At 41.9% G+C, this 21,832-nt stretch carries 16 protein-coding genes and 1 pseudogene; all 17 read left to right on the top strand.

Features of this window, described 5'->3' with window-relative positions; genetic code table 11:
* Nucleotides 1-343: 343 nt before the first annotated feature.
* The 17 genes and pseudogenes from comA to purB all read left to right on the top strand — a co-directional run bounded on the left by comA (nucleotide 344) and on the right by purB (nucleotide 21,724).
* Complete coding sequence (gene comA / locus ADI86_RS01950) at nucleotides 344-2,497, top strand: peptide cleavage/export ABC transporter ComA (protein WP_049531558.1); 2,154 nt, start codon at nucleotides 344-346, stop codon at nucleotides 2,495-2,497.
* Between the two features lie 12 nt (nucleotides 2,498-2,509).
* Nucleotides 2,510-3,859 (top strand): competence pheromone export protein ComB, encoded by a 1,350-nt coding sequence (comB, locus tag ADI86_RS01945; protein WP_049531557.1) that lies wholly within the window; start codon nucleotides 2,510-2,512, stop codon nucleotides 3,857-3,859.
* A gap of 169 nt (nucleotides 3,860-4,028) precedes the next feature.
* A complete protein-coding gene (gene purC / locus ADI86_RS01940; RefSeq protein WP_049531556.1) occupies nucleotides 4,029-4,736 on the top strand; it encodes a phosphoribosylaminoimidazolesuccinocarboxamide synthase in 708 nt (235 codons plus the stop codon).
* A gap of 54 nt (nucleotides 4,737-4,790) precedes the next feature.
* Complete coding sequence (locus ADI86_RS01935; RefSeq protein ID WP_049531555.1) at nucleotides 4,791-8,516, top strand: phosphoribosylformylglycinamidine synthase; 3,726 nt, start codon at nucleotides 4,791-4,793, stop codon at nucleotides 8,514-8,516.
* A gap of 92 nt (nucleotides 8,517-8,608) precedes the next feature.
* Complete coding sequence (gene purF / locus ADI86_RS01930) at nucleotides 8,609-10,051, top strand: amidophosphoribosyltransferase (RefSeq protein ID WP_049531554.1); 1,443 nt, start codon at nucleotides 8,609-8,611, stop codon at nucleotides 10,049-10,051.
* 38 nt (nucleotides 10,052-10,089) lie between these two features.
* Nucleotides 10,090-11,109 carry a phosphoribosylformylglycinamidine cyclo-ligase gene (gene purM / locus ADI86_RS01925; protein ID WP_049531553.1) on the top strand — a complete coding sequence of 340 codons (1,020 nt, stop codon included), beginning with the start codon at nucleotides 10,090-10,092 and terminating at the stop codon, nucleotides 11,107-11,109.
* Entirely contained in the window at nucleotides 11,106-11,657 is a 552-nt protein-coding gene (gene purN / locus ADI86_RS01920; RefSeq protein ID WP_049531552.1) for a phosphoribosylglycinamide formyltransferase, read from the top strand. The genes purM and purN overlap by 4 nt, the downstream gene beginning before the upstream one ends.
* A gap of 3 nt (nucleotides 11,658-11,660) precedes the next feature.
* Nucleotides 11,661-12,650, top strand: a complete 990-nt coding sequence (locus tag ADI86_RS01915; protein ID WP_049531551.1) for a hypothetical protein — start codon at nucleotides 11,661-11,663, stop codon at nucleotides 12,648-12,650.
* Nucleotides 12,651-12,663: 13 nt separating this feature from the next.
* Complete coding sequence (gene purH, locus ADI86_RS01910; RefSeq protein WP_049531550.1) at nucleotides 12,664-14,211, top strand: bifunctional phosphoribosylaminoimidazolecarboxamide formyltransferase/IMP cyclohydrolase; 1,548 nt, start codon at nucleotides 12,664-12,666, stop codon at nucleotides 14,209-14,211.
* 121 nt (nucleotides 14,212-14,332) lie between these two features.
* Complete coding sequence (purD, locus tag ADI86_RS01905) at nucleotides 14,333-15,595, top strand: phosphoribosylamine--glycine ligase (RefSeq protein ID WP_049531549.1); 1,263 nt, start codon at nucleotides 14,333-14,335, stop codon at nucleotides 15,593-15,595.
* A gap of 85 nt (nucleotides 15,596-15,680) precedes the next feature.
* Nucleotides 15,681-15,761 (top strand): annotated as a pseudogene (locus ADI86_RS12540) (phosphoribosylaminoimidazole carboxylase); the annotation flags it as partial.
* 171 nt (nucleotides 15,762-15,932) lie between these two features.
* On the top strand, nucleotides 15,933-16,421 hold the full coding sequence (gene purE, locus ADI86_RS01900; RefSeq protein WP_049531548.1) for a 5-(carboxyamino)imidazole ribonucleotide mutase: 489 nt from the start codon (nucleotides 15,933-15,935) through the stop codon (nucleotides 16,419-16,421).
* Nucleotides 16,408-17,493 (top strand): 5-(carboxyamino)imidazole ribonucleotide synthase, encoded by a 1,086-nt coding sequence (gene purK, locus ADI86_RS01895; protein ID WP_049531547.1) that lies wholly within the window; start codon nucleotides 16,408-16,410, stop codon nucleotides 17,491-17,493. The genes purE and purK overlap by 14 nt, the downstream gene beginning before the upstream one ends.
* Nucleotides 17,494-17,520: 27 nt before the next feature.
* Nucleotides 17,521-17,949, top strand: coding sequence for a hypothetical protein (locus ADI86_RS01890; protein WP_049531546.1), 429 nt, complete (start codon nucleotides 17,521-17,523; stop codon nucleotides 17,947-17,949).
* Between the two features lie 31 nt (nucleotides 17,950-17,980).
* A complete protein-coding gene (locus tag ADI86_RS01885; RefSeq protein ID WP_160313020.1) occupies nucleotides 17,981-20,077 on the top strand; it encodes an ATP-binding protein in 2,097 nt (698 codons plus the stop codon).
* A 57-nt stretch (nucleotides 20,078-20,134) separates the two neighbouring features.
* A complete protein-coding gene (locus ADI86_RS01880; RefSeq protein ID WP_049531559.1) occupies nucleotides 20,135-20,362 on the top strand; it encodes a hypothetical protein in 228 nt (75 codons plus the stop codon).
* A gap of 63 nt (nucleotides 20,363-20,425) precedes the next feature.
* A complete protein-coding gene (purB, locus tag ADI86_RS01875; protein WP_049531544.1) occupies nucleotides 20,426-21,724 on the top strand; it encodes an adenylosuccinate lyase in 1,299 nt (432 codons plus the stop codon).
* The last annotated feature ends 108 nt before the right edge of the window (nucleotides 21,725-21,832 follow it).

Genomic DNA, 21,832 nt, shown 5'->3' with positions numbered 1-21,832 from the left:
ACAGTGTTTTGAGCAACCTGCGGCTAGCTTTCTAGTTTGCTCTTTGATTTTCATTGAGTATTAGAAATAGCAGGAACATTAGAAATTGAAGTAATAAATAGGATGTCGTAAATGTTACTATTAATGATTTATTTGTTCCAAGCTTGCCTAGGGTGACAGTAAAACATCAATTTCCTTTCATACCATATTTTTAGTAGGTTGGACATTTGTTCTGCCTATTTTCTTTATCCTAAAAGTGCAGTTGGGAGGTAGAAAGGCGCATTTGGGGAGGAAGTCCAGTTTTTGTTTGGGGATTGGGGTAAGATAGTTCTTATCAGATGAGTTTAGGAAAAAGGAGATGAATATGAAATTTGGGAAACGTCACTATCGTCCGCAGGTGGATCAGATGGACTGCGGTGTAGCTTCATTAGCCATGGTTTTTGGCTACTATGGTAGCTATTATTCCTTGGCTCACTTGCGAGAATTGGCCAAGACGACCATGGATGGAACGACGGCTTTGGGATTGCTCAAGGTGGCAGAGGAGATTGGTTTTGAGACGCGAGCAATCAAGGCGGATATGACGCTATTTGACTTGCCAGATTTGACTTTTCCTTTTGTTGCCCATGTGCTTAAGGAAGGGAAATTGCTCCACTACTATGTGGTGACTGGGCAGGATAAGGATAGCATTCATATTGCCGATCCAGATCCTGGGGTAAAATTGACCAAACTGCCACGTGAGCGTTTTGCGGAAGAATGGACAGGGGTGACTCTTTTTATGGCACCTAGTCCAGACTACAAGCCTCATAAGGATCAAAAGAATGGTCTGCTATCTTTTATCCCTATATTGGTGAAGCAGCGTGGCTTGATTGCCAATATCGTTTTGGCGACACTCTTGGTAACCTTGATTAACATTGTGGGTTCTTATTATCTGCAGTCTATCATTGATACCTATGTGCCAGATCAGATGCGTTCGACGTTGGGGATTATTTCTATTGGGCTGGTCATCGTCTATATCCTCCAGCAGATCTTATCTTATGCTCAGGAGTATCTCTTGCTTGTTCTGGGGCAACGCTTGTCGATTGATGTGATTTTGTCCTATATCAAACATGTTTTTCACCTGCCGATGTCCTTCTTTGCGACACGCAGGACAGGGGAAATTGTTTCTCGTTTTACAGATGCTAACAGTATCATCGATGCGCTGGCTTCGACCATTCTTTCGATTTTCCTAGATGTGTCAACGGTTGTCATTATTTCCCTTGTTTTATTTTCACAAAATACCAATCTCTTTTTCATGACCTTATTGGCGCTTCCTATCTACACAGTGATTATCTTTGCTTTTATGAAGCCGTTTGAAAAGATGAATCGGGATACCATGGAAGCCAATGCGGTTCTGTCTTCTTCTATCATTGAGGACATCAATGGTATTGAGACTATCAAGTCTTTGACCAGTGAAAGTCAACGTTACCAAAAGATTGACAAGGAATTTGTGGATTATCTGAAAAAATCCTTTACCTATAGTCGGGCAGAAAGTCAGCAAAAGGCTCTGAAAAAAGTTGCCCATCTCTTGCTCAATGTTGGCATTCTCTGGATGGGAGCTGTTCTGGTCATGGATGGAAAGATGAGTTTGGGGCAGTTGATTACCTATAATACCTTGCTTGTTTACTTTACCAATCCTTTGGAAAATATCATCAACCTGCAAACCAAGCTTCAGACAGCGCAGGTTGCCAATAACCGTCTAAATGAGGTTTATCTGGTAGCTTCTGAGTTTGAGGAGAAGAAAACAGTCGAGGATTTGAGTTTGATGAAGGGAGATATGGACTTCAAGCAGGTTTCCTACAAGTATGGTTATGGTCGAGACGTCTTGTCGGATATCAATTTGACCATTCCCCAAGGTTCTAAGGTGGCTTTTGTGGGGATTTCAGGATCAGGTAAGACGACCTTGGCCAAGATGATGGTTAATTTTTACGACCCTAGTCAGGGAGAGATCAGTCTGGGTAGTGTCAATCTCAATCAGATTGATAAAAAAACTCTGCGCCAGTACATCAACTATCTGCCTCAACAGCCCTATGTCTTTAATGGAACGATTTTGGAGAATCTTCTTTTGGGAGCCAAGGAGGGGACGACTCAGGAGGATATCTTACGAGCGGTCGAATTGGCAGAGATTCGGGAGGATATCGAGCGCATGCCATTGAATTATCAGACAGAATTGACTTCGGATGGGGCAGGGATTTCAGGTGGTCAACGTCAGAGAATCGCTCTGGCGCGTGCTCTCTTGACAGATGCACCGGTCTTGATTTTGGATGAGGCGACCAGCAGTTTGGATATTTTGACAGAGAAGCGGATCGTAGATAATCTCATGGCTTTAGACAAGACCTTGATTTTCATTGCTCACCGTTTGACCATTGCTGAGCGGACAGAGAAGGTGGTTGTCTTGGATCAGGGCAAGATTGTTGAAGAAGGAAAGCATGCTGATTTGCTTGCACAGGGTGGCTTTTATGCCCATTTGGTCAATAGCTAGAAAGGGGAGAGGATGAAACCAGAATTTTTAGAAAGTGCGGAGTTTTATAATCGTCGTTACCATAATTTTTCCAGTCGGGTGATTGTACCCATGTCCCTTCTGCTCGTGTTTTTACTTGGTTTTGCAACTTTGGCAGAAAAGGAGATGAGTTTGTCTACTAGAGCTACTGTTGAGCCTAGTCGTATTCTTGCAAGTATCCAGTCAACTAGTAACAATCGCATTCTTGTCAATCATTTGGAAGAAAATAAGCTGGTTAAGAAGGGGGAGCTTCTGGTTCAATACCAGGAAGGGGCAGAAGGTGTTCAAGCGGAGGCTTATGGCAGTCAGTTGGACATGCTCAAGGATCAAAAAAAGCAATTGGAGTATTTGCAGAAGAGCTTGCAAGAAGGGGAGAATCGCTTTCCAGAGGAGGATAAGTTTGGCTATCAAGCCACCTTTCGTGACTACATCAGCCAAGCAGGTAGTCTTAGGGCTAGTACATCGCAACAAAATGAGACCATCGCGTCCCAGAATGCAGCAGCTAGCCAAACCCAAGCTGAAATCGGCAACCTCATCAGTCAAACAGAGGCTAAAATTCGCGATTACCAGACAGCTAAATCAGCTATTGAAACAGGTGCTTCCTTGGCCAATCAGAATCTAGCCTACTCTCTCTACCAGTCCTACAAGTCTCAGAGCGAGGAAAATCCACAATCTAAGGCACAGGCAGTTGCGCAAGTTGAAGCACAGCTTTCTCAGTTAGAATCCAGTCTTGTTACTTACCGTATTCAGTATGCAGGTTCAGGTACTCAACAAGCCTATGCGTCAGGCTTAAGCAGTCAATTGGAATCTCTTAAATCCCAACACTTGGCTAAGGTTGGTCAGGAATTGACCCTTCTAGACCAGAAAATCTTGGAGGCGGAGTCAGGTAAGAAGGTTCAGGGAAATCTTTTAGACAAGGGGAAAATTACGGCGAGTGAAGATGGGGTGATTCACCTTAATCCTGAGACCAGTGACTCTAGCATGGTAGCAGAAGGTGCCCTACTAGCCCAACTCTATCCGTCCTTGGAGAAAGAAGGAAAAGCCAAACTTACAGCTTATCTAAGTTCCAAAGATGTAGCAAGAGTCAAGGTCGGTGATTCTGTTCGTTATACGACGACTCATGAAGGGAAAAATCAACTTTTCCTAGATTCTACTATTACAAGTATTGATGTGACATCTACTAAAACTGAAAAAGGGAATTTCTTTAAAATTGAGGCGGAGACTAATCTAACTTCGGAGCAGGCAGAAAAACTTCGGTATGGGGTGGAAGGTCGTCTGCAGATGATTACAGGCAAGAAAAGTTATCTACGTTATTATTTGGATCAATTTTTGAACAAAGAGTAATGTTCGTGTTTTTAGAGTTAAATGATTTTGAAACTGTGAGAAATCTTTTTCTTGCAGTTTTTTCTTTATAATTTTTGAAGTACATCTGTTATTTATTCGGTTAAATTCTTGTGATTTTATGTTTTTTGTGGTAGAATGTGCTCAAGTAATACGAAAGGCGAACTTTAAAATGTCAAAACAATTGATCTATTCGGGAAAAGCTAAGGATATCTATACAACTGAGGATGAAAATCTTATTATTTCAACTTACAAGGACCAGGCGACTGCTTTCAATGGTGTCAAGAAGGAGCAGATTGCGGGTAAGGGAGTCTTGAATAATCAGATTTCATCTTTTATTTTTGAGAAATTAAACGCGGCTGGTGTGGCGACTCACTTTGTGGAGAAACTTTCAGATACGGAACAACTCAATAAAAAGGTGGAAATCATTCCTTTGGAAGTCGTGCTTCGCAACTATACAGCTGGTTCTTTTTCAAAACGTTTTGGCGTAGATGAAGGAATCACCTTGGAGACCCCGATTGTCGAATTTTACTACAAAAATGATGATTTGGATGATCCATTTATCAATGACGAACATGTGAAATTCCTAAAGATTGCGGATGACCAGCAAATCGCCTACTTGAAGGAAGAAACTCGTCGTATCAATGAACTTTTGAAAGGCTGGTTTGCTGAGATTGGGCTTAAGTTGATTGACTTTAAGCTAGAGTTCGGTTTTGATAAGGATGGCAAGATTATCTTGGCAGATGAATTTTCACCAGATAACTGCCGCTTGTGGGATGCAGATGGCAACCACATGGATAAGGATGTTTTCCGTAGGGGTCTAGGTGAATTGACGGATGTTTACGAGATTGTCTGGGAAAAGTTGCAGGGTTTGAAATAGCAACCTCAAGGTCGTTGGAACATTGCAAGAGCTGGAATAAAGGAATAAGAATTGATGGATAAACGTATTTTTGTTGAAAAAAAGGCTGATTTTCAGGTTAAGTCAGAGAGTTTGGTTAGAGAACTCCAGCATAACTTGGGACTGTCAAGTTTGAAAAGTATTCGCATCGTGCAAGTGTATGATGTATTTGATTTGGCAGAGGACTTGTTTGCGCCTGCAGAGAAACACATCTTCTCTGAGCAGGTGACAGACCATGTCTTGGACGAAGCGGCTGTGCAGAAGGATCTTGCTAACTATGCTTTCTTTGCTATTGAAAGCCTGCCAGGGCAGTTTGACCAGCGTGCAGCTTCTTCACAGGAAGCTTTGCTTTTGTTGGGAAGTTCGAGTGATGTGACAGTTAATACCGCTCAACTTTACTTAGTTAATAAAGATATTGATGCGTCTGAGTTAGAAGCAGTCAAAAACTACTTGCTCAATCCAGTTGATTCTCGTTTTAAGGACATCACGACAGGGATTGCCAAGCAGGAATTTTCAGAGTCAGACAAGACCATTCCGAAATTGACTTTCTTTGAAAGCTATACAGCAGAAGACTTTGCCCGCTACAAGGCCGAGCAAGGGATGGCTATGGAAGTGGATGATTTGCTCTTTATCCAAGACTATTTCAAATCAATCGGGCGCGTGCCAACTGAGACGGAACTCAAGGTTTTGGATACTTACTGGTCTGACCACTGCCGTCATACGACTTTTGAGACAGAGTTGAAACACATCGACTTTTCAGCTTCCAAATTCCAAAAACAATTGCAGTCAACCTATGACAAGTATATTGCCATGCGTGATGAGTTGGGTCGCTCTGAAAAACCACAAACCTTGATGGATATGGCCACTATTTTCGGTCGTTATGAGCGTGCTAATGGACGTTTGGACGACATGGAAGTGTCAGACGAAATCAATGCCTGCTCAGTCGAAATCGAAGTGGATGTTGATGGTGTAAAGGAACCTTGGCTACTTATGTTTAAAAACGAAACACACAACCACCCAACGGAAATTGAGCCATTTGGTGGGGCTGCTACCTGTATCGGTGGTGCTATTCGTGACCCATTGTCAGGTCGTTCATACGTTTATCAAGCTATGCGTATCTCAGGTGCTGGTGATATTACAGCACCGATTGCTGAAACTCGTGCTGGTAAATTGCCACAACAAGTCATTTCTAAAACAGCAGCTCACGGTTATTCTTCATATGGTAACCAGATTGGGCTTGCGACGACCTATGTTCGTGAGTATTTCCACCCAGGTTTCGTTGCTAAGCGTATGGAGCTAGGTGCAGTTGTAGGTGCTGCTCCCAAGGGTAATGTTGTTCGTGAAAAACCGGAAGCGGGCGATGTCATTATCCTTCTTGGTGGCAAGACTGGTCGTGATGGTGTCGGTGGTGCGACAGGTTCTTCTAAGGTTCAAACGGTTGAGTCTGTGGAGACTGCTGGTGCTGAGGTTCAAAAAGGGAATGCCATCGAGGAACGTAAGATTCAACGTCTTTTCCGCAATGGCGATGTCACTCGTCTCATCAAGAAGTCCAATGACTTTGGTGCTGGTGGAGTCTGTGTGGCTATCGGTGAATTGGCAGACGGTCTTGAAATCGACCTCAACAAGATTCCTCTTAAATACCAAGGCTTGAATGGTACCGAAATTGTCATCTCTGAATCACAAGAACGGATGGCGGTTGTGGTTCGTCCTGAGGACGTAGATGACTTTGTTGTAGAATGTAACAAAGAGAATATTGATGCTGTTGTTGTTGCGACAGTGACAGAAAAACCAAATCTAGTTATGCACTGGAATGGTGAAATCATTGTAGACTTGGAACGTCGTTTCCTTGATACCAATGGTGTGCGCGTGGTCGTCGATGCCAAGGTTGTGGACAAGGATGTCAAACTCCCAGAAGAACGTCAAACATCTGCTGACACACTTGAAGCAGATACCCTTACGGTTCTATCTGACCTCAACCATGCAAGTCAAAAAGGTTTGCAGACCATCTTTGACTGCTCTGTTGGTCGTTCAACGGTCAATCACCCACTTGGTGGTCGCTATCAACTCACACCAACTGAGGCATCTGTGCAGAAATTACCAGTTCAACACGGTGTGACTCATACTGCGTCAGTCATTGCTCAAGGTTTCAACCCTTATATTGCAGAATGGTCTCCATACCACGGTGCTGCCTATGCGGTGATCGAAGCAACTGCTCGTTTGGTTGCTGCTGGTGCCAACTGGTCTAAGGCTCGCTTCTCTTACCAAGAGTATTTCGAACGCATGGATAAGCAAGCTGAGCGTTTTGGTCAGCCAGTAGCGGCTCTTCTAGGTTCTATCGAAGCACAAATTCAACTTGGTTTGCCATCTATCGGTGGTAAGGATTCTATGTCTGGTACCTTTGAAGAATTGACCGTACCGCCAACCTTGGTTGCTTTTGGGGTGACAACAGCAGATAGCCGTAATGTGCTCTCTCCAGAGTTCAAGACTGCTGGTGAAAACATTTACTACATCCCAGGTCAAGCACTCTCTGCAGAGATTGATTTTGACTTGATTAAGTCTAACTTTGCTCAATTTGAAGCTATCCAAGCTGGCCACAAAGTGACATCTGCGTCAGCTGTCAAATACGGTGGTGTGGTGGAAAGTTTGGCACTTGCTACTTTTGGAAATCATATCGGTGCAGAGGTGATTTTGCCTGAACTAAAAACAGCTTTGACAGCTCAATTGGGCGGATTTGTCTTTACATCTCCTGAAGAAATTGCTGGAGTAGAGAAAATCGGTCAAACGAAAGCAGACTTTACACTCCTTGTCAACGGTGTGAAGCTAGATGGACACAAGCTTGACAGTGCTTTCCAAGGCAAATTGGAAGAAGTTTACCCAACAGAATTTGCCCAAGCCAAAGAACTGGCTGAAGTACCAGCTGTGGCATCAGATGTTGTGATTAAAGCCAAAGAAAAGGTTGAAAAACCTGTGGTTTACATCCCAGTCTTCCCAGGAACCAACTCAGAATATGACTCAGCTAAGGCATTTGAGAAAGAAGGTGCAGAGGTCAACTTAGTACCATTTGTGACCTTGAATGAAGAAGCCATTGTCAATTCAGTTGAAACTATGGTTGACAACATCGGCAAGGCTAACATTCTCTTCTTTGCAGGTGGCTTCTCAGCTGCGGACGAACCAGATGGTTCAGCCAAGTTTATTGTCAATATTCTGCTTAATGAAAAAGTGCGTGCAGCTATTGATAGCTTTATCGCCCGTGATGGCTTGATTATCGGTATCTGTAATGGATTCCAGGCCCTCGTCAAATCAGGTCTTCTTCCATACGGGAACTTTGAGGATGCTACTAGTACTAGCCCAACCCTCTTCTACAATGATGCTAACCAACACGTGGCCAAGATGGTGGAAACCCGTATTGCCAATACCAACTCACCATGGTTGGCTGGGGTGCAAGTGGGAGATATACACGCTATTCCTGTTTCGCACGGTGAAGGGAAGTTTGTCGTGACGGCTGAGGAATTTGCAGAGCTCCGTGATAATGGACAAATCTTTAGCCAATACGTTGATTTCGAAGGTAAACCAAGCATGGACTCTAAGTACAATCCAAATGGTTCTGTCCATGCTATCGAGGGAATTACCAGCAAGAACGGTCAAATCATCGGTAAGATGGGGCACTCAGAACGTTATGAAGACGGTCTTTTCCAAAATATTCCAGGCAACAAAGACCAGCACCTGTTCGCGTCGGCGATTAAATTTTTCACTGGAAAATAAGACTTGCAGATTTTCTAATAGATAGTATCAGTAATGTGAAAGTCATGTAGATCGAGCTCTTGATGATTGCAAATGAAAATTAGGTATAAAAAATGACATACGAAGTAAAATCTCTTAATGAAGAATGTGGTGTTTTCGGTATCTGGGGGCATCCAGATGCTGCTAAATTGACCTATTTTGGACTTCACAGTCTTCAGCACCGTGGTCAGGAGGGGGCAGGAATCCTCTCCAATGATCAGGGGCAATTGAAGCGCCATCGTGATATGGGCCTTCTTTCAGAAGTCTTCAGAAATCCTGCTAATTTGGATAAATTGACAGGAACTGGTGCGATTGGGCATGTGCGTTATGCGACTGCTGGCGAAGCTTCTGTAGATAACATCCAGCCCTTCCTCTTCCGTTTTCACGATATGCAGTTTGGCTTGGCTCATAATGGAAATCTGACCAATGCAGCCTCTCTCAAGAAAGAATTGGAAGATAGAGGAGCGATTTTCAGCGCAACTTCGGACTCGGAAATCTTGGCTCATCTCATTCGTCGCAGTCATAATCCGAACTTGATGGGCAAAATCAAGGAAGCACTCAGTCTTGTCAAAGGTGGCTTTGCTTATATCTTGTTGTTTGAGGATAAGTTGATTGCGGCTCTTGACCCCAATGGTTTCCGCCCCCTTTCTATCGGGAAATTGGCCAATGGAGCAGTAGTTGTTTCTTCTGAAACCTGTGCTTTTGAAGTTATTGGAGCAGAGTGGATTCGTGATGTGAAGCCTGGTGAGATTGTCATTATTGATGATAATGGTATCCAGTATGATAGTTATACAGATGATACTCAATTAGCTATTTGTTCCATGGAGTACATCTATTTTGCACGTCCTGACTCCAATATCCATGGTGTTAATGTACACACAGCTCGTAAGAGAATGGGAGCGCAACTAGCCCGTGAATTCAAGCATGAAGCAGATATAGTGGTTGGGGTACCAAACTCCTCACTCAGCGCAGCCATGGGCTTTGCCGAAGAATCAGGTCTGCCGAATGAAATGGGGCTCATCAAGAACCAATATACCCAACGAACCTTCATCCAGCCGACCCAAGAATTGCGCGAGCAAGGGGTTAATATGAAACTGTCTGCCGTTTCTGGTGTGGTTAAAGGCAAACGCGTGGTCATGATCGATGACTCGATTGTACGAGGCACAACATCTCGTCGTATCGTAAAATTGCTGAAAGAAGCAGGTGCTACAGAAGTTCATGTGGCGATTGCTAGCCCAGCTCTGGCTTATCCATGTTTCTACGGGATTGATATCCAGACCCGTCAGGAGCTGATTGCGGCTAATCATACGGTCGAAGAAACTCGCCAAATCATTGGTGCGGACAGTCTGACTTATCTTTCTGTTGAGGGGTTGATTGATTCAATTGGTATTGAAACAGATGCGCCAAATGGTGGTCTCTGTGTCGCTTACTTTGACGGTGACTACCCAACACCTCTCTACGACTACGAAGAAGACTATCGTAGAAGTTTGGAAGACAAGACAAGTTTTTACAAGTGAGTTACTGAGATTCTCCATAAAAGAAAAGGAATAAATAAATGACAAAAAATGCGTACGCCCAATCGGGTGTGGATGTTGAAGCGGGTTATGAAGTTGTTGAACGGATTAAAAAGCACGTGGTTCGTACGGAGCGTGCAGGTGTCATGGGAGCTCTTGGCGGCTTTGGTGGTATGTTTGACCTTTCAAAGACTGGGGTTAAAGAACCCGTCTTGATTTCAGGAACGGACGGTGTCGGAACCAAGCTCATGTTGGCTATCAAATACGACAAGCACGATACTATTGGTCAGGACTGTGTGGCCATGTGTGTCAATGATATCATCGCTGCAGGTGCGGAGCCCCTCTATTTCCTTGACTACGTCGCAACTGGCAAGAATGAACCAGCTAAGCTAGAACAAGTGGTTGCTGGTGTGGCTGAAGGTTGTGTGCAAGCTGGTGCAGCCCTCATCGGTGGTGAAACAGCTGAAATGCCTGGCATGTATGGCGAAAATGACTATGACTTGGCTGGTTTTGCGGTCGGGGTGGCTGAAAAATCTCAAATCATTGACGGTTCAAAGGTGGCAGAAGGAGATGTTCTTCTCGGACTTGCTTCAAGTGGGATTCACTCAAATGGGTATTCACTTGTGCGTCGTGTATTTGCCGATTACACAGGTGAGGAAGTCCTTCCAGAATTGGAAGGCAAGCAACTCAAGGACGTTCTTCTTGAGCCGACTCGTATCTATGTCAAGGCTGTTTTGCCACTCATCAAGGAAGAGTTGGTCAACGGCATTGCCCACATCACTGGTGGTGGCTTTATCGAAAATGTCCCTCGTATGTTTGCAGATGACCTAGCTGCTGAAATTGATGAAAACAAAGTTCCAGTGCTTCCGATTTTCAAAGCTCTTGAGAAATACGGTCAGATCAAACACGAAGAAATGTTTGAAATCTTCAATATGGGTGTGGGACTTATGCTGGCAGTTAGCCCTGAAAATGTAAGTCGTATCAAGGAATTGTTGGATGAACCAGTCTATGAAATTGGTCGCATCGTCAAGAAAGAAAACGAAAGTGTCATCATCAAATGAAAAAAATAGCGGTTTTTGCCTCTGGTAATGGCTCAAATTTTCAGGTGATTGCCGAAGAATTTCCAGTGGAGTTTGTCTTTTCAGACCATCGTGATGCCTATGTGCTAGAGCGTGCAGACAAGCTCGGCGTTCTGTCCTATGCTTTTGAACTCAAGGAGTTTGAGAGCAAGGCAGACTATGAAGCAGTCCTTGTTGAGCTCTTGGAAGAGCACCAGATTGACTTGCTTTGCCTAGCAGGCTACATGAAAATCGTTGGGCCAACTTTATTGGCGACTTATGAAGGACGGATCATCAACATTCACCCAGCCTACCTGCCAGAATTTCCAGGAGCTCATGGCATTGAGGATGCTTGGGAAGCTGGGGTTACTGAGAGTGGCGTGACCATTCACTGGGTGGATTCGGGTGTCGACACTGGGAAGATTATTCAGCAAGTGCGCGTGCCGCGGATGGCTGATGATACCATTGACAGTTTTGAAGCTCGCATTCATGAGGCAGAGTATAAGTTGTATCCAGAGGTCATTAGAGAATTAGGAGTAGAGAGGAAATAAGTTATGGATTTTAAAGAAAAGTTGAAAAACTGGGATAAAGATATCAGTGTTTATAATCCATGGGAAAATGGTAAGGGTAAACAGTTGATTGATAAATTCCTTAACAGCTTAACACAACAAAATAATGATTTTTCATGGGTTGAGCTTAATGGGAAAAGATACAAACCTGCAACAAGATACATTATCCCTACACACGTTCAAGGCGATTACGAAAACGCAATCTTGTATCAATGTCTTTATAATCCCGGTGTGGCTGATAGTATTTGGAAATTAGAAGATACTGGCATTCGTGAATTTATTAAACGAGCCAAAAATGAAGAAGACTACATAGAGAGGATGTTTCAAGACTATCAAAATTTTTCTGTGGAAGATGTTAGAAAAAAAATAGTTCAAAAAGACAATATTCTTTACCAAGAAATCCAACTGATACTCGGGAAATTTCCTGAAAAACCAGATCATCAATCGCTTAAAAAATTTGTAGAGAGTGAATGTTACTATATTAAAAGTTACTATAAAGCATTATTGGGTGAAAAAAGAAAAGGAAAAAATCTGTTAGATAAGGCGGTTAATCGCTTATTGGAGGAATGGGATAATCTCGAAAAGTATCAAGAATTACGTATTTGTAATTTAGAATTAGTCCCATTTGCTTCAAGAAAAGCAAAAGATGTTAAATTATCGGATATTGATTCGGAGTTTGTGAACTTTACTATAGGTATTATTTTAAAACGAATTTCAAATTATTTAAAGAATGGTGGAGAGAAACCAGTTTTTGTTTTTAGAAGCAGGAAAGAATGGTTTGAAAGGATTAATATATTTATTAATTCAGAGTTTGGAATGGTTGAGACTTTTGATATTGAAAATAGTCAATTATTAGATTATTTTTATGAATTTTCAAGCCAAAATGCAGTTTTATCAAGAAATAATATTCTAAAAGCTGGACAAAAGATTAGAGAAGATGAATTTAACTCAGGTTTCCTCAGTCTATTCCAATAAGTAAGGAGAACAAATGACTAAACGAGCACTTATTTCAGTCTCAGACAAAGCGGGCATTGTTGAATTTGCCCAAGAACTCAAAAAACTTGGTTGGGATATCATCTCAACAGGTGGTACCAAAGTTGCCCTTGACCATGCTGGAGTGGAGACCATTGCCATTGACGATGTGACTGGTTTCCCAGAAATGATGGACGGTCGCGTCAAGACTCTCCACCCAAATATCCATGGTGGTCTCCTCGCTCGTCGTGATCTTGATAGCCATCTTCAAGCGGCTAAAGACAATAATATCGAATTGATCGACCTTGTTGTGGTCAACCTCTACCCATTCAAGGAAACCATTCTCAAACCAGACGTGACTTACGCTGATGCTGTGGAGAATATCGATATTGGGGGTCCGTCTATGCTTCGCTCGGCAGCGAAGAATCATGCTAGCGTAACAGTTGTTGTAGATCCAGTGGATTACGCTGTGGTTCTTGACGAATTGTCAGCCAACGGAGAAACGACTTACGAAACTCGCAAACGTTTAGCGGCCAAAGTTTTCCGTCACACAGCGGCTTACGATGCCTTGATTGCAGAGTATTTCACAGCTCAGGTCGGCGAGAGCAAGCCTGAAAAGTTGACCTTGACCTATGACCTCAAACAAGCCATGCGCTATGGGGAAAATCCTCAGCAGGATGCGGACTTTTACCAAAAAGCCTTGCCGACTGACTACTCCATTGCTTCAGCCAAACAGCTTAACGGTAAGGAATTGTCTTTCAACAATATCCGTGATGCGGATGCTGCCATTCGTATCATTCGCGATTTCAAAGACCGTCCAACTGTTGTGGCTCTCAAACACATGAACCCATGTGGTATCGGTCAAGCTGATGATATCGAAACAGCTTGGGACTATGCTTATGAGTCTGACCCAGTGTCTATCTTTGGTGGAATTGTCGTTCTTAACCGTGAGGTGGATGCTGCGACAGCTGAGAAGATGCATGGTGTATTCCTTGAAATCATCATAGCACCAAGCTATACGGATGAGGCGCTAGCTATTTTGACCAATAAAAAGAAAAACTTGCGTATCCTTGTCTTGCCATTTGATGCTCAAGAGGCTAGCGAAGTGGAAGCAGAATATACAGGTATTGTCGGTGGACTTCTGGTGCAAAACCAAGACGTTGTCAAAGAAAGTCCAGCTGACTGGCAAGTGGTGACCAAACGCCAACCAACAGAGACAGAAGCGACAGCTCTTGAGTTCGCTTGGAAGGCTATCAAGTATGTCAAATCAAACGGAATTATCGTGACCAACGACCACATGACACTGGGTGTTGGTCCAGGTCAAACTAACCGTGTGGCTTCCGTACGTATTGCCATTGACCAAGCTAAAGACCGCCTTGACGGCGCTGTGCTTGCTTCCGATGCCTTCTTCCCATTTGCGGATAATGTGGAAGAAATCGCTAAGGCAGGCATCAAGGCCATCATCCAACCCGGTGGCTCAGTCCGTGACCAAGAATCCATCGAAGCAGCGGACAAATATGGCTTGACTATGGTCTTCACAGGCGTGAGACATTTTAGACATTAAAAAACAAAAGGGAAGAAAACAGTTTCTTTCCTTTTATTGCGTAAAAACGCGGAGCAAAACAAGATTAAAACGAACGTTTATGGTATAATATTAGTAAATAATTCGCAAAAGAGGTTGAAAGATGAAGCTGTTAGTTGTCGGCTCGGGTGGTCGTGAACATGCCATTGCTAAGAAGTTGCTTGAATCAAAAGACGTTGAAAAAGTCTTTGTAGCTCCTGGGAATGACGGGATGACTCTGGATGGTCTGGAATTGGTAAATATCTCTATTTCTGAACATTCTGAATTGATTGAGTTTGCAAAAGCCAACGATATCGCTTGGACATTTATCGGTCCAGATGATGCCCTTGCGGCTGGTATCGTGGATGATTTTAATAAAGCTGGTCTCAAAGCCTTTGGTCCGACAAGATTGGCAGCGGAGCTGGAGTGGTCTAAGGATTTTGCTAAGGAAATCATGGTCAAATATGATGTTCCGACAGCAACCTATGGCACCTTCTCAGATTTCGAGGAAGCCAAGGCCTATATCGAAGAGAAAGGCGCTCCAATCGTAGTCAAAGCAGATGGTTTGGCCCTTGGGAAAGGTGTCGTCGTTGCGGAGACAGTTGAGCAAGCAGTCGAAGCTGCTCACGAGATGCTTTTGGACAATAAATTCGGTGATTCAGGTGCGCGTGTGGTCATCGAGGAATTCCTTGACGGGGAAGAGTTCTCTCTCTTTGCCTTTGTCAATGGGGACAAGTTCTACATCATGCCAACAGCTCAGGACCACAAACGTGCCTACGATGGTGACAAGGGTCCTAACACGGGTGGGATGGGTGCCTATGCGCCAGTTCCTCACTTACCACAGATCGTGGTTGACACAGCGGTTGACACTATTGTCAAGCCAGTTCTTGAAGGTATGATTAAAGAAGGTCGTCCGTACCTTGGTGTCCTTTACGCGGGGATAATCTTGATAGCTGATGGACCGAAAGTCATCGAGTTCAACTCTCGTTTTGGAGATCCTGAAACTCAAATCATCTTGCCTCGTTTGACTTCTGATTTTGCGCAAAATATCACTGACATTTTGGATAGCAAAGAGCCAGCCATCACTTGGATGGACAAGGGTGTGACACTTGGTGTGGTTGTAGCCTCAAACGGATATCCCCTCGCTTATGAGAAGGGTGTCAAACTTCCAGCCAAGACAGAAGGTGGCATCATCACTTACTATGCTGGAGCGAAATTCGCTGAAAATGGTCAAGACCTCCTCTCAAACGGCGGACGTGTTTACATGTTGGTCACCACAGCTGATACTGTCAAAGAAGCCCAAGACACCATCTACAAGGAACTTGACAAACAAAAAACAGAAGGCCTCTTTTACCGAACCGATATCGGAAGCAAGGCAATTAGATAAAGATATAAGAAAAGGCGACGCAGTCGCCAAACACGATAATGGTCGCCGTGGTGAAAAGACCAGAACATTTTCTGTTCTGGTCTAGGGAAAATTTGAGACCTTGGGCTTCCAATTTAGGCATGAGACACCTTTGGTGGCTGCTGCCGTCCCTCACAACCTAAGGTGATTGAAAAAAAAGAAAAACTTTAAGAAAGGAGTATTCAGTTAGTTTTCCTAACTGAACACGGGACTAAATCCCTAGGAAAAAAGATAAAACTGCCTAGATGTAACGTCGTCGTTAGTTTTCCAATTTTTCTACGGGATTTTTCGTAAGCGAAGCGTCCCTTTGTATCTTAATATGAAACCAATTATTTCCATCATCATGGGCTCAAAATCCGACTGGGCTACCATGCAAAAAACAGCCGAAGTCCTCGACAAGTTCGGCGTTGCTTACGAAAAGAAGGTTGTTTCTGCCCACCGTACACCAGACCTCATGTTTAAACATGCTGAAGAAGCTCGTAGCCGTGGCATCAAGGTTATCATCGCAGGTGCTGGAGGCGCAGCTCATTTGCCAGGGATGGTAGCAGCCAAAACAACCCTTCCTGTCATCGGCGTGCCAGTCAAGTCTCGTGCCCTTAGTGGTGTGGATTCTCTCTATTCTATCGTACAGATGCCAGGTGGAGTACCAGTCGCAACCATGGCTATCGGTGAAGCAGGCGCGACCAATGCGGCCCTCTTTGCCCTCCGTCTCCTGTCTGTAGAGGATCAGGCTATTGCGACAGCATTGGCAGATTTTGCAGAAGAACAAGGAAAAATCGCAGAGGAGTCTACAAATGAGCTCATCTAAAACAATCGGAATTATCGGTGGGGGCCAGCTGGGTCAGATGATGGCCATTTCTGCTATCTACATGGGGCACAAGGTTATCGCGCTGGATCCTGCGGCTGATTGCCCGGCCTCTCGCGTGGCGGAAATCATCGTGGCGCCTTATAACGATGTAGACGCCCTCCGCCAGTTGGCAGACCGATGTGATGTTCTCACTTATGAGTTTGAAAATGTGGATGCCGACGGTTTGGATGCCGTTATCCAGGATGGACAGCTCCCTCAAGGTACCGACCTGCTTCGTATTTCACAAAACCGCATTTTTGAAAAAGACTTTCTCTCAAACAAGGCTCAAGTAACGGTGGCTCCTTACAAGGTTGTAACCTCAAGCCAAGATTTGATAGATATCGACCTTTCTAAAAACTATGTCCTCAAAACTGCGACCGGTGGCTACGATGGCCATGGTCAGAAGGTCATTCGCTCAGAAGCAGACTTGGAAGAAGCCTATGCACTAGCCGATTCAGCAGACTGCGTTTTAGAAGAATTTGTCAACTTTGACCTTGAAATTTCCGTCATTGTGTCTGGAAATGGCAAGGATGTGACGGTTTTCCCAGTTCAGGAAAATATCCACCGCAACAACATTCTGTCTAAGACCATTGTCCCAGCTCGCATTTCAGAAAGTTTAGCAGACAAGGCCAAAGCTATGGCGGTGCGAATAGCAGAACAACTGAACCTCTCTGGAACTCTTTGTGTGGAAATGTTTGCGACAGCTGACGACATCATCGTCAATGAGATTGCCCCGCGTCCACACAACTCTGGGCACTATTCCATCGAAGCCTGTGACTTCTCCCAGTTTGATACGCATATCTTGGGTGTATTGGGAGCACCATTGCCAGCTATCCAACTACATGCGCCTGCCGTCATGCTCAACGTTCTTGGCCAGCATGTCGAGACCGCTGAAAAATATGTCACAGAAAATCCAAGCGCCCACCTCCACATGTATGGTAAAATAGAAGCGAAACACAACCGCAAGATGGGGCATGTGACTTTGTTTAGTGCTGTGCCGGATGAGGTACGTGAGTTGATTATAGTTGGTTAAGAAAATTTTTAAGGAGAAACATATAAAATGAATAATTTTGATCAAACAATACTAGGGACACTTATTATAAATGCAGGAGGTCAGTTACTTGCTGAAACAATTAAATCAGTAGGTCAAAGAGTAGTTGATTTTATAAAACGAAAATATCATTTTGACAGACAAAAAATTTCTATATCACAACAAGAAAAAATTTTAGAGATTATTTCTCAAGAGAAGGTAAAGCATAAGGAGGATTTAAAAAGGGATTTTGTTTATAATTTAGACGGTTTTATTACAAACGAGAAAATTTTATCAATGTATTTTGATGAGTTATATAATTTTATAAAAATTAATATAAAAGAGATTCGAATGATTGCAGAAACTCATTTAAATCAGGTGAATCAATTTGTAAACGATAATACTATTAATAGGGATATGAATGTTGCAGGAAGAGACAACGTAATCAATAATTATTAGTTGAATGTTTCTAAATGAAAGTGAATTATTAATGACAAGGGATTTAAATATAGCAGGAAGAGATAATATTGTTAATCATTATTATCAGAATGATAAACTAAAGTATTTTATTCAAAAGAAAGCTGATAGTGTAATAAAGGAGAAGGTTTTAAATTTTTGTGACTTGTTTATTAATAAGCATATCTTAGATTCAAGATTTTCTTATTCAGACTATAAGTATGAAGAATTAATAGATGAAATTAATAAACTAGCACGGTTTAATGAAGAAATAGATAAAAGGACTTGTTTATTTGATGACGGATATAAATCAATTATTTATTGTGTTGTAGGAGTGTATGATATACTTCGTGATTTTTCATACCAAAACGAACAGTTAATTGCCAATTTCGGAGAAGTTGATTATAGAGTAAAAATAAATAATGGAAGTCTTGTTATTTCTCCGATAATTGCTTTCAAAAAAATTGAGCAAGTGAAATCATTCGATAATTTCACAAGCAATTTGTTAAAAAAAATTAATATTTATTTAGAATGCTCATTAAAGACTGGAAATTTTTTTAATTTTTCAAAAATAGAGATTGAAAAAATTGATAAAAATATGGAACCGTTCGCAACACAGATGCATATAAGTAATAAGTTTATCCCTTTTCTAATGAGTCCTCTATACGGAGATGATCCAAAAATTGGTATTAGAGAAATAGTTCAGAATGCGATTGACGCAGAGACAGCAATTCATCAAAAGACTCCAATTGAAATTAAAGTTTCTGATATAAATCAAGATAGGTTTATTGAAATTCGAGATTTCGGAATAGGTATGAGTAGGGAAGAGATCACAAATTACTATTTGACAGTTGGAATTAGTAATAAATCTGATAATAGTGATTTCATTGGTAAGTATGGGATAGGGTCCCTTGCTTTTAGTTTGTTGGGAAGTTACGTTGAAATAACGACTAAGAAAAAAAATTCAGATGTTATATATGAATTTAGTTATAGCACGGAAACGCTAACTGATTTTGATAATAAAATTATTGTAGATATCCGAGATGGGGATTTTTCATTTGGAACTAGAGTAAAGATAAAATTAAAAGATAGTTTACAAAAATTAACAGAGAGAGAATTAAAGAATAGGTTAAAATTGATGGAAACTTTTAAATTTTCTCAAATAGACCTGAATTATCAACATTTTAAAAATGATAAGTTGATTATTAAAGATACATTACGTGCAATTCCTAAGTTCATTTCTGTTGATTCTAATCCCAATATAAAATACGTTCCTTTGAATAATCGTTCACAAAAATCTTTGTATTATGTAGATAACGTGAAGTTAGCTAACTTAAGTGGAAATTTGAATACAGAACAGGTACTTCTTTCAACGGGACGACCTGAATACATACTAGTAGAAAGTAAAGATTATCCAATAAACTTAACAAGAGATTATTTTATTAATAAGAGCGCCATTTATGATATTAGACAAAAAGTTAAGGATGATTGGATTAAGAAACGCCCAAAATACTTACAAATCTATATCAACAAATTAGATAAAGATTTCCCAGTTGTGATAAATGATAAACTTGCAATACGAATTCCAACTATTCAAAATAAAGAATTATACGGAGTATATGATGGAAGCTTGTCTCAGTATATACAGAATCGAACTAATCAAAAAGTCATTGTATATATAATTGATTATGATAAAAAAGCTAAAACCAATGATTTTGCAAATTCAGTTATAAGGGATTTATCTCAAAAACACATAGTTATATGTTTATCCTTGCAATATTTTATCAAAAATATCAGACAAATGTATGTTGATTTTGTTGATACTAAAAATATTTTTTTTATGACAGATAATTTAATATTAACAAAACCTTTCTCGAAATTGAGAACTCTCGTTCAACGTTTAACATCAACTAAATATTATACGGTAGAATCAAATATAATGACTAATCAACTTTCAGATGCTGATATCAACCTAATTGAAGAGTTTTTCAAGCTGGATACTAATGCTAGGGCAATTTTATGTGGTGTTTATGATATTGAGAATTTTGAAAAGAGTATGATTTTTAAATATGCGAATAAGCAAATTGAAAACGAATATTTGAAGAAAATCAATATAATTAGAAAAAAATAAATGAAGTCAATGAAAAGTTATACTCCATTCATCTAATGTAGAATGTTAGCAAGGGATGTGATACAACTCATTGTCAACGCATTTGTTGAAAAGGATAAGACTGGAGCAGTTGTCGAAGTCTTGTTTGCTAGTGCTGACCAAGATAAGGTACAAGCTAAATATGAAGAGCTAATTACACAATATCCCGAAAACTATTTGGCTATCTATGATGTACCGCTGGATACGGATTTGAATACACTAGATCACTATCCATCTGTGTTTATTGGAAAAGAGGAGTTTGAGTAGAAATCTTGGTTTATCTAGATAACTTATTCCTAATAGCTTAAAAAGAAAGGAAAATTAACAACAATGATCGAACGTTACTCTCGCCCTGAGATGGCGAATATTTGGAGTGAAGAAAATAAATACCGTGCTTGGCTTGAGGTGGAAATCTTAGCTGACGAGGCATGGGCTGAGTTGGGGGAAATCCCTAAGGAAGATGTGGCTTTGATCCGCGAGAAGGCGGACTTTGACATCGACCGTATTTTGGAAATCGAGCAAGAGACTCGTCACGATGTGGTGGCTTTCACGCGTGCGGTTTCTGAAACTCTCGGTGAAGAGCGCAAGTGGGTCCACTATGGTTTGACTTCTACCGACGTAGTAGACACTGCCTACGGTTACCTTTACAAGCAGGCCAACGACATCATCCGTCGTGACCTTGAAAACTTCACCAACATTATCTCTGACAAGGCTAAGGAGCACAAGTTCACCATCATGATGGGGCGTACCCACGGTGTGCACGCTGAGCCGACAACTTTTGGTCTTAAATTGGCCACTTGGTACAGTGAAATGAAGCGCAATATCGAGCGTTTCGAGCATGCGGCTTCTGGAGTGGAAGCTGGTAAGATTTCTGGTGCGGTTGGTAATTTTGCCAACATCCCACCATTCGTTGAGCAATACGTCTGCGACAAATTGGGTATCCGTGCCCAAGAAATTTCTACACAGGTCCTTCCTCGTGACCTTCACGCTGAGTACTTTGCAGTTCTTGCCAGCATCGCGACTTCTATTGAACGTATGGCTACTGAAATCCGTGGTTTGCAAAAATCAGAACAACGCGAAGTAGAAGAGTTCTTTGCCAAAGGTCAAAAAGGGTCTTCAGCAATGCCTCACAAACGCAACCCTATCGGTTCTGAAAACATGACAGGTCTTGCGCGTGTCATCCGTGGTCACATGGTAACAGCTTATGAAAACGTCGCTCTCTGGCACGAACGCGACATCTCCCACTCATCAGCTGAGCGTATCATCACACCAGATACAACCATCTTGATCGACTACATGATCAATCGTTTTGGAAATATTGTTAAGAACTTGACAGTCTTCCCAGAAAACATGATTCGCAACATGAACTCGACTTTCGGTCTTATCTTTAGCCAACGTGCCATGTTGACCTTGATTGAAAAAGGCATGACCCGTGAGCAAGCCTATGACTTGGTGCAACCGAAAACGGCTTACTCTTGGGATAACCAAGTAGACTTTAAACCGCTACTCGAAGCTGATCCAGAAGTAACATCACGCCTCACACAAGAAGAAATCGACGAAATCTTTAACCCTCTTTATTACACCAAACGAGTGGACGATATCTTTGAACGTCTAGGACTTGGTGATTAATTAAAAAATAAACAGCGAGGTTCACAATCTCGCTGTTTATTTTTTAGGCTCTTTGTCAACTGTAGTGGGTTGAAGAAAAGCTAAGCTCGAGAAAGGACAAATTTCGTC

The organism is Streptococcus pseudopneumoniae (assembly GCF_001074975.1).
Taxonomy (GTDB): domain Bacteria; phylum Bacillota; class Bacilli; order Lactobacillales; family Streptococcaceae; genus Streptococcus; species Streptococcus pseudopneumoniae_D.
Note: the sequence above shows the minus strand (reverse complement) of the source record. Positions and strands in the feature narration are given on the sequence as shown.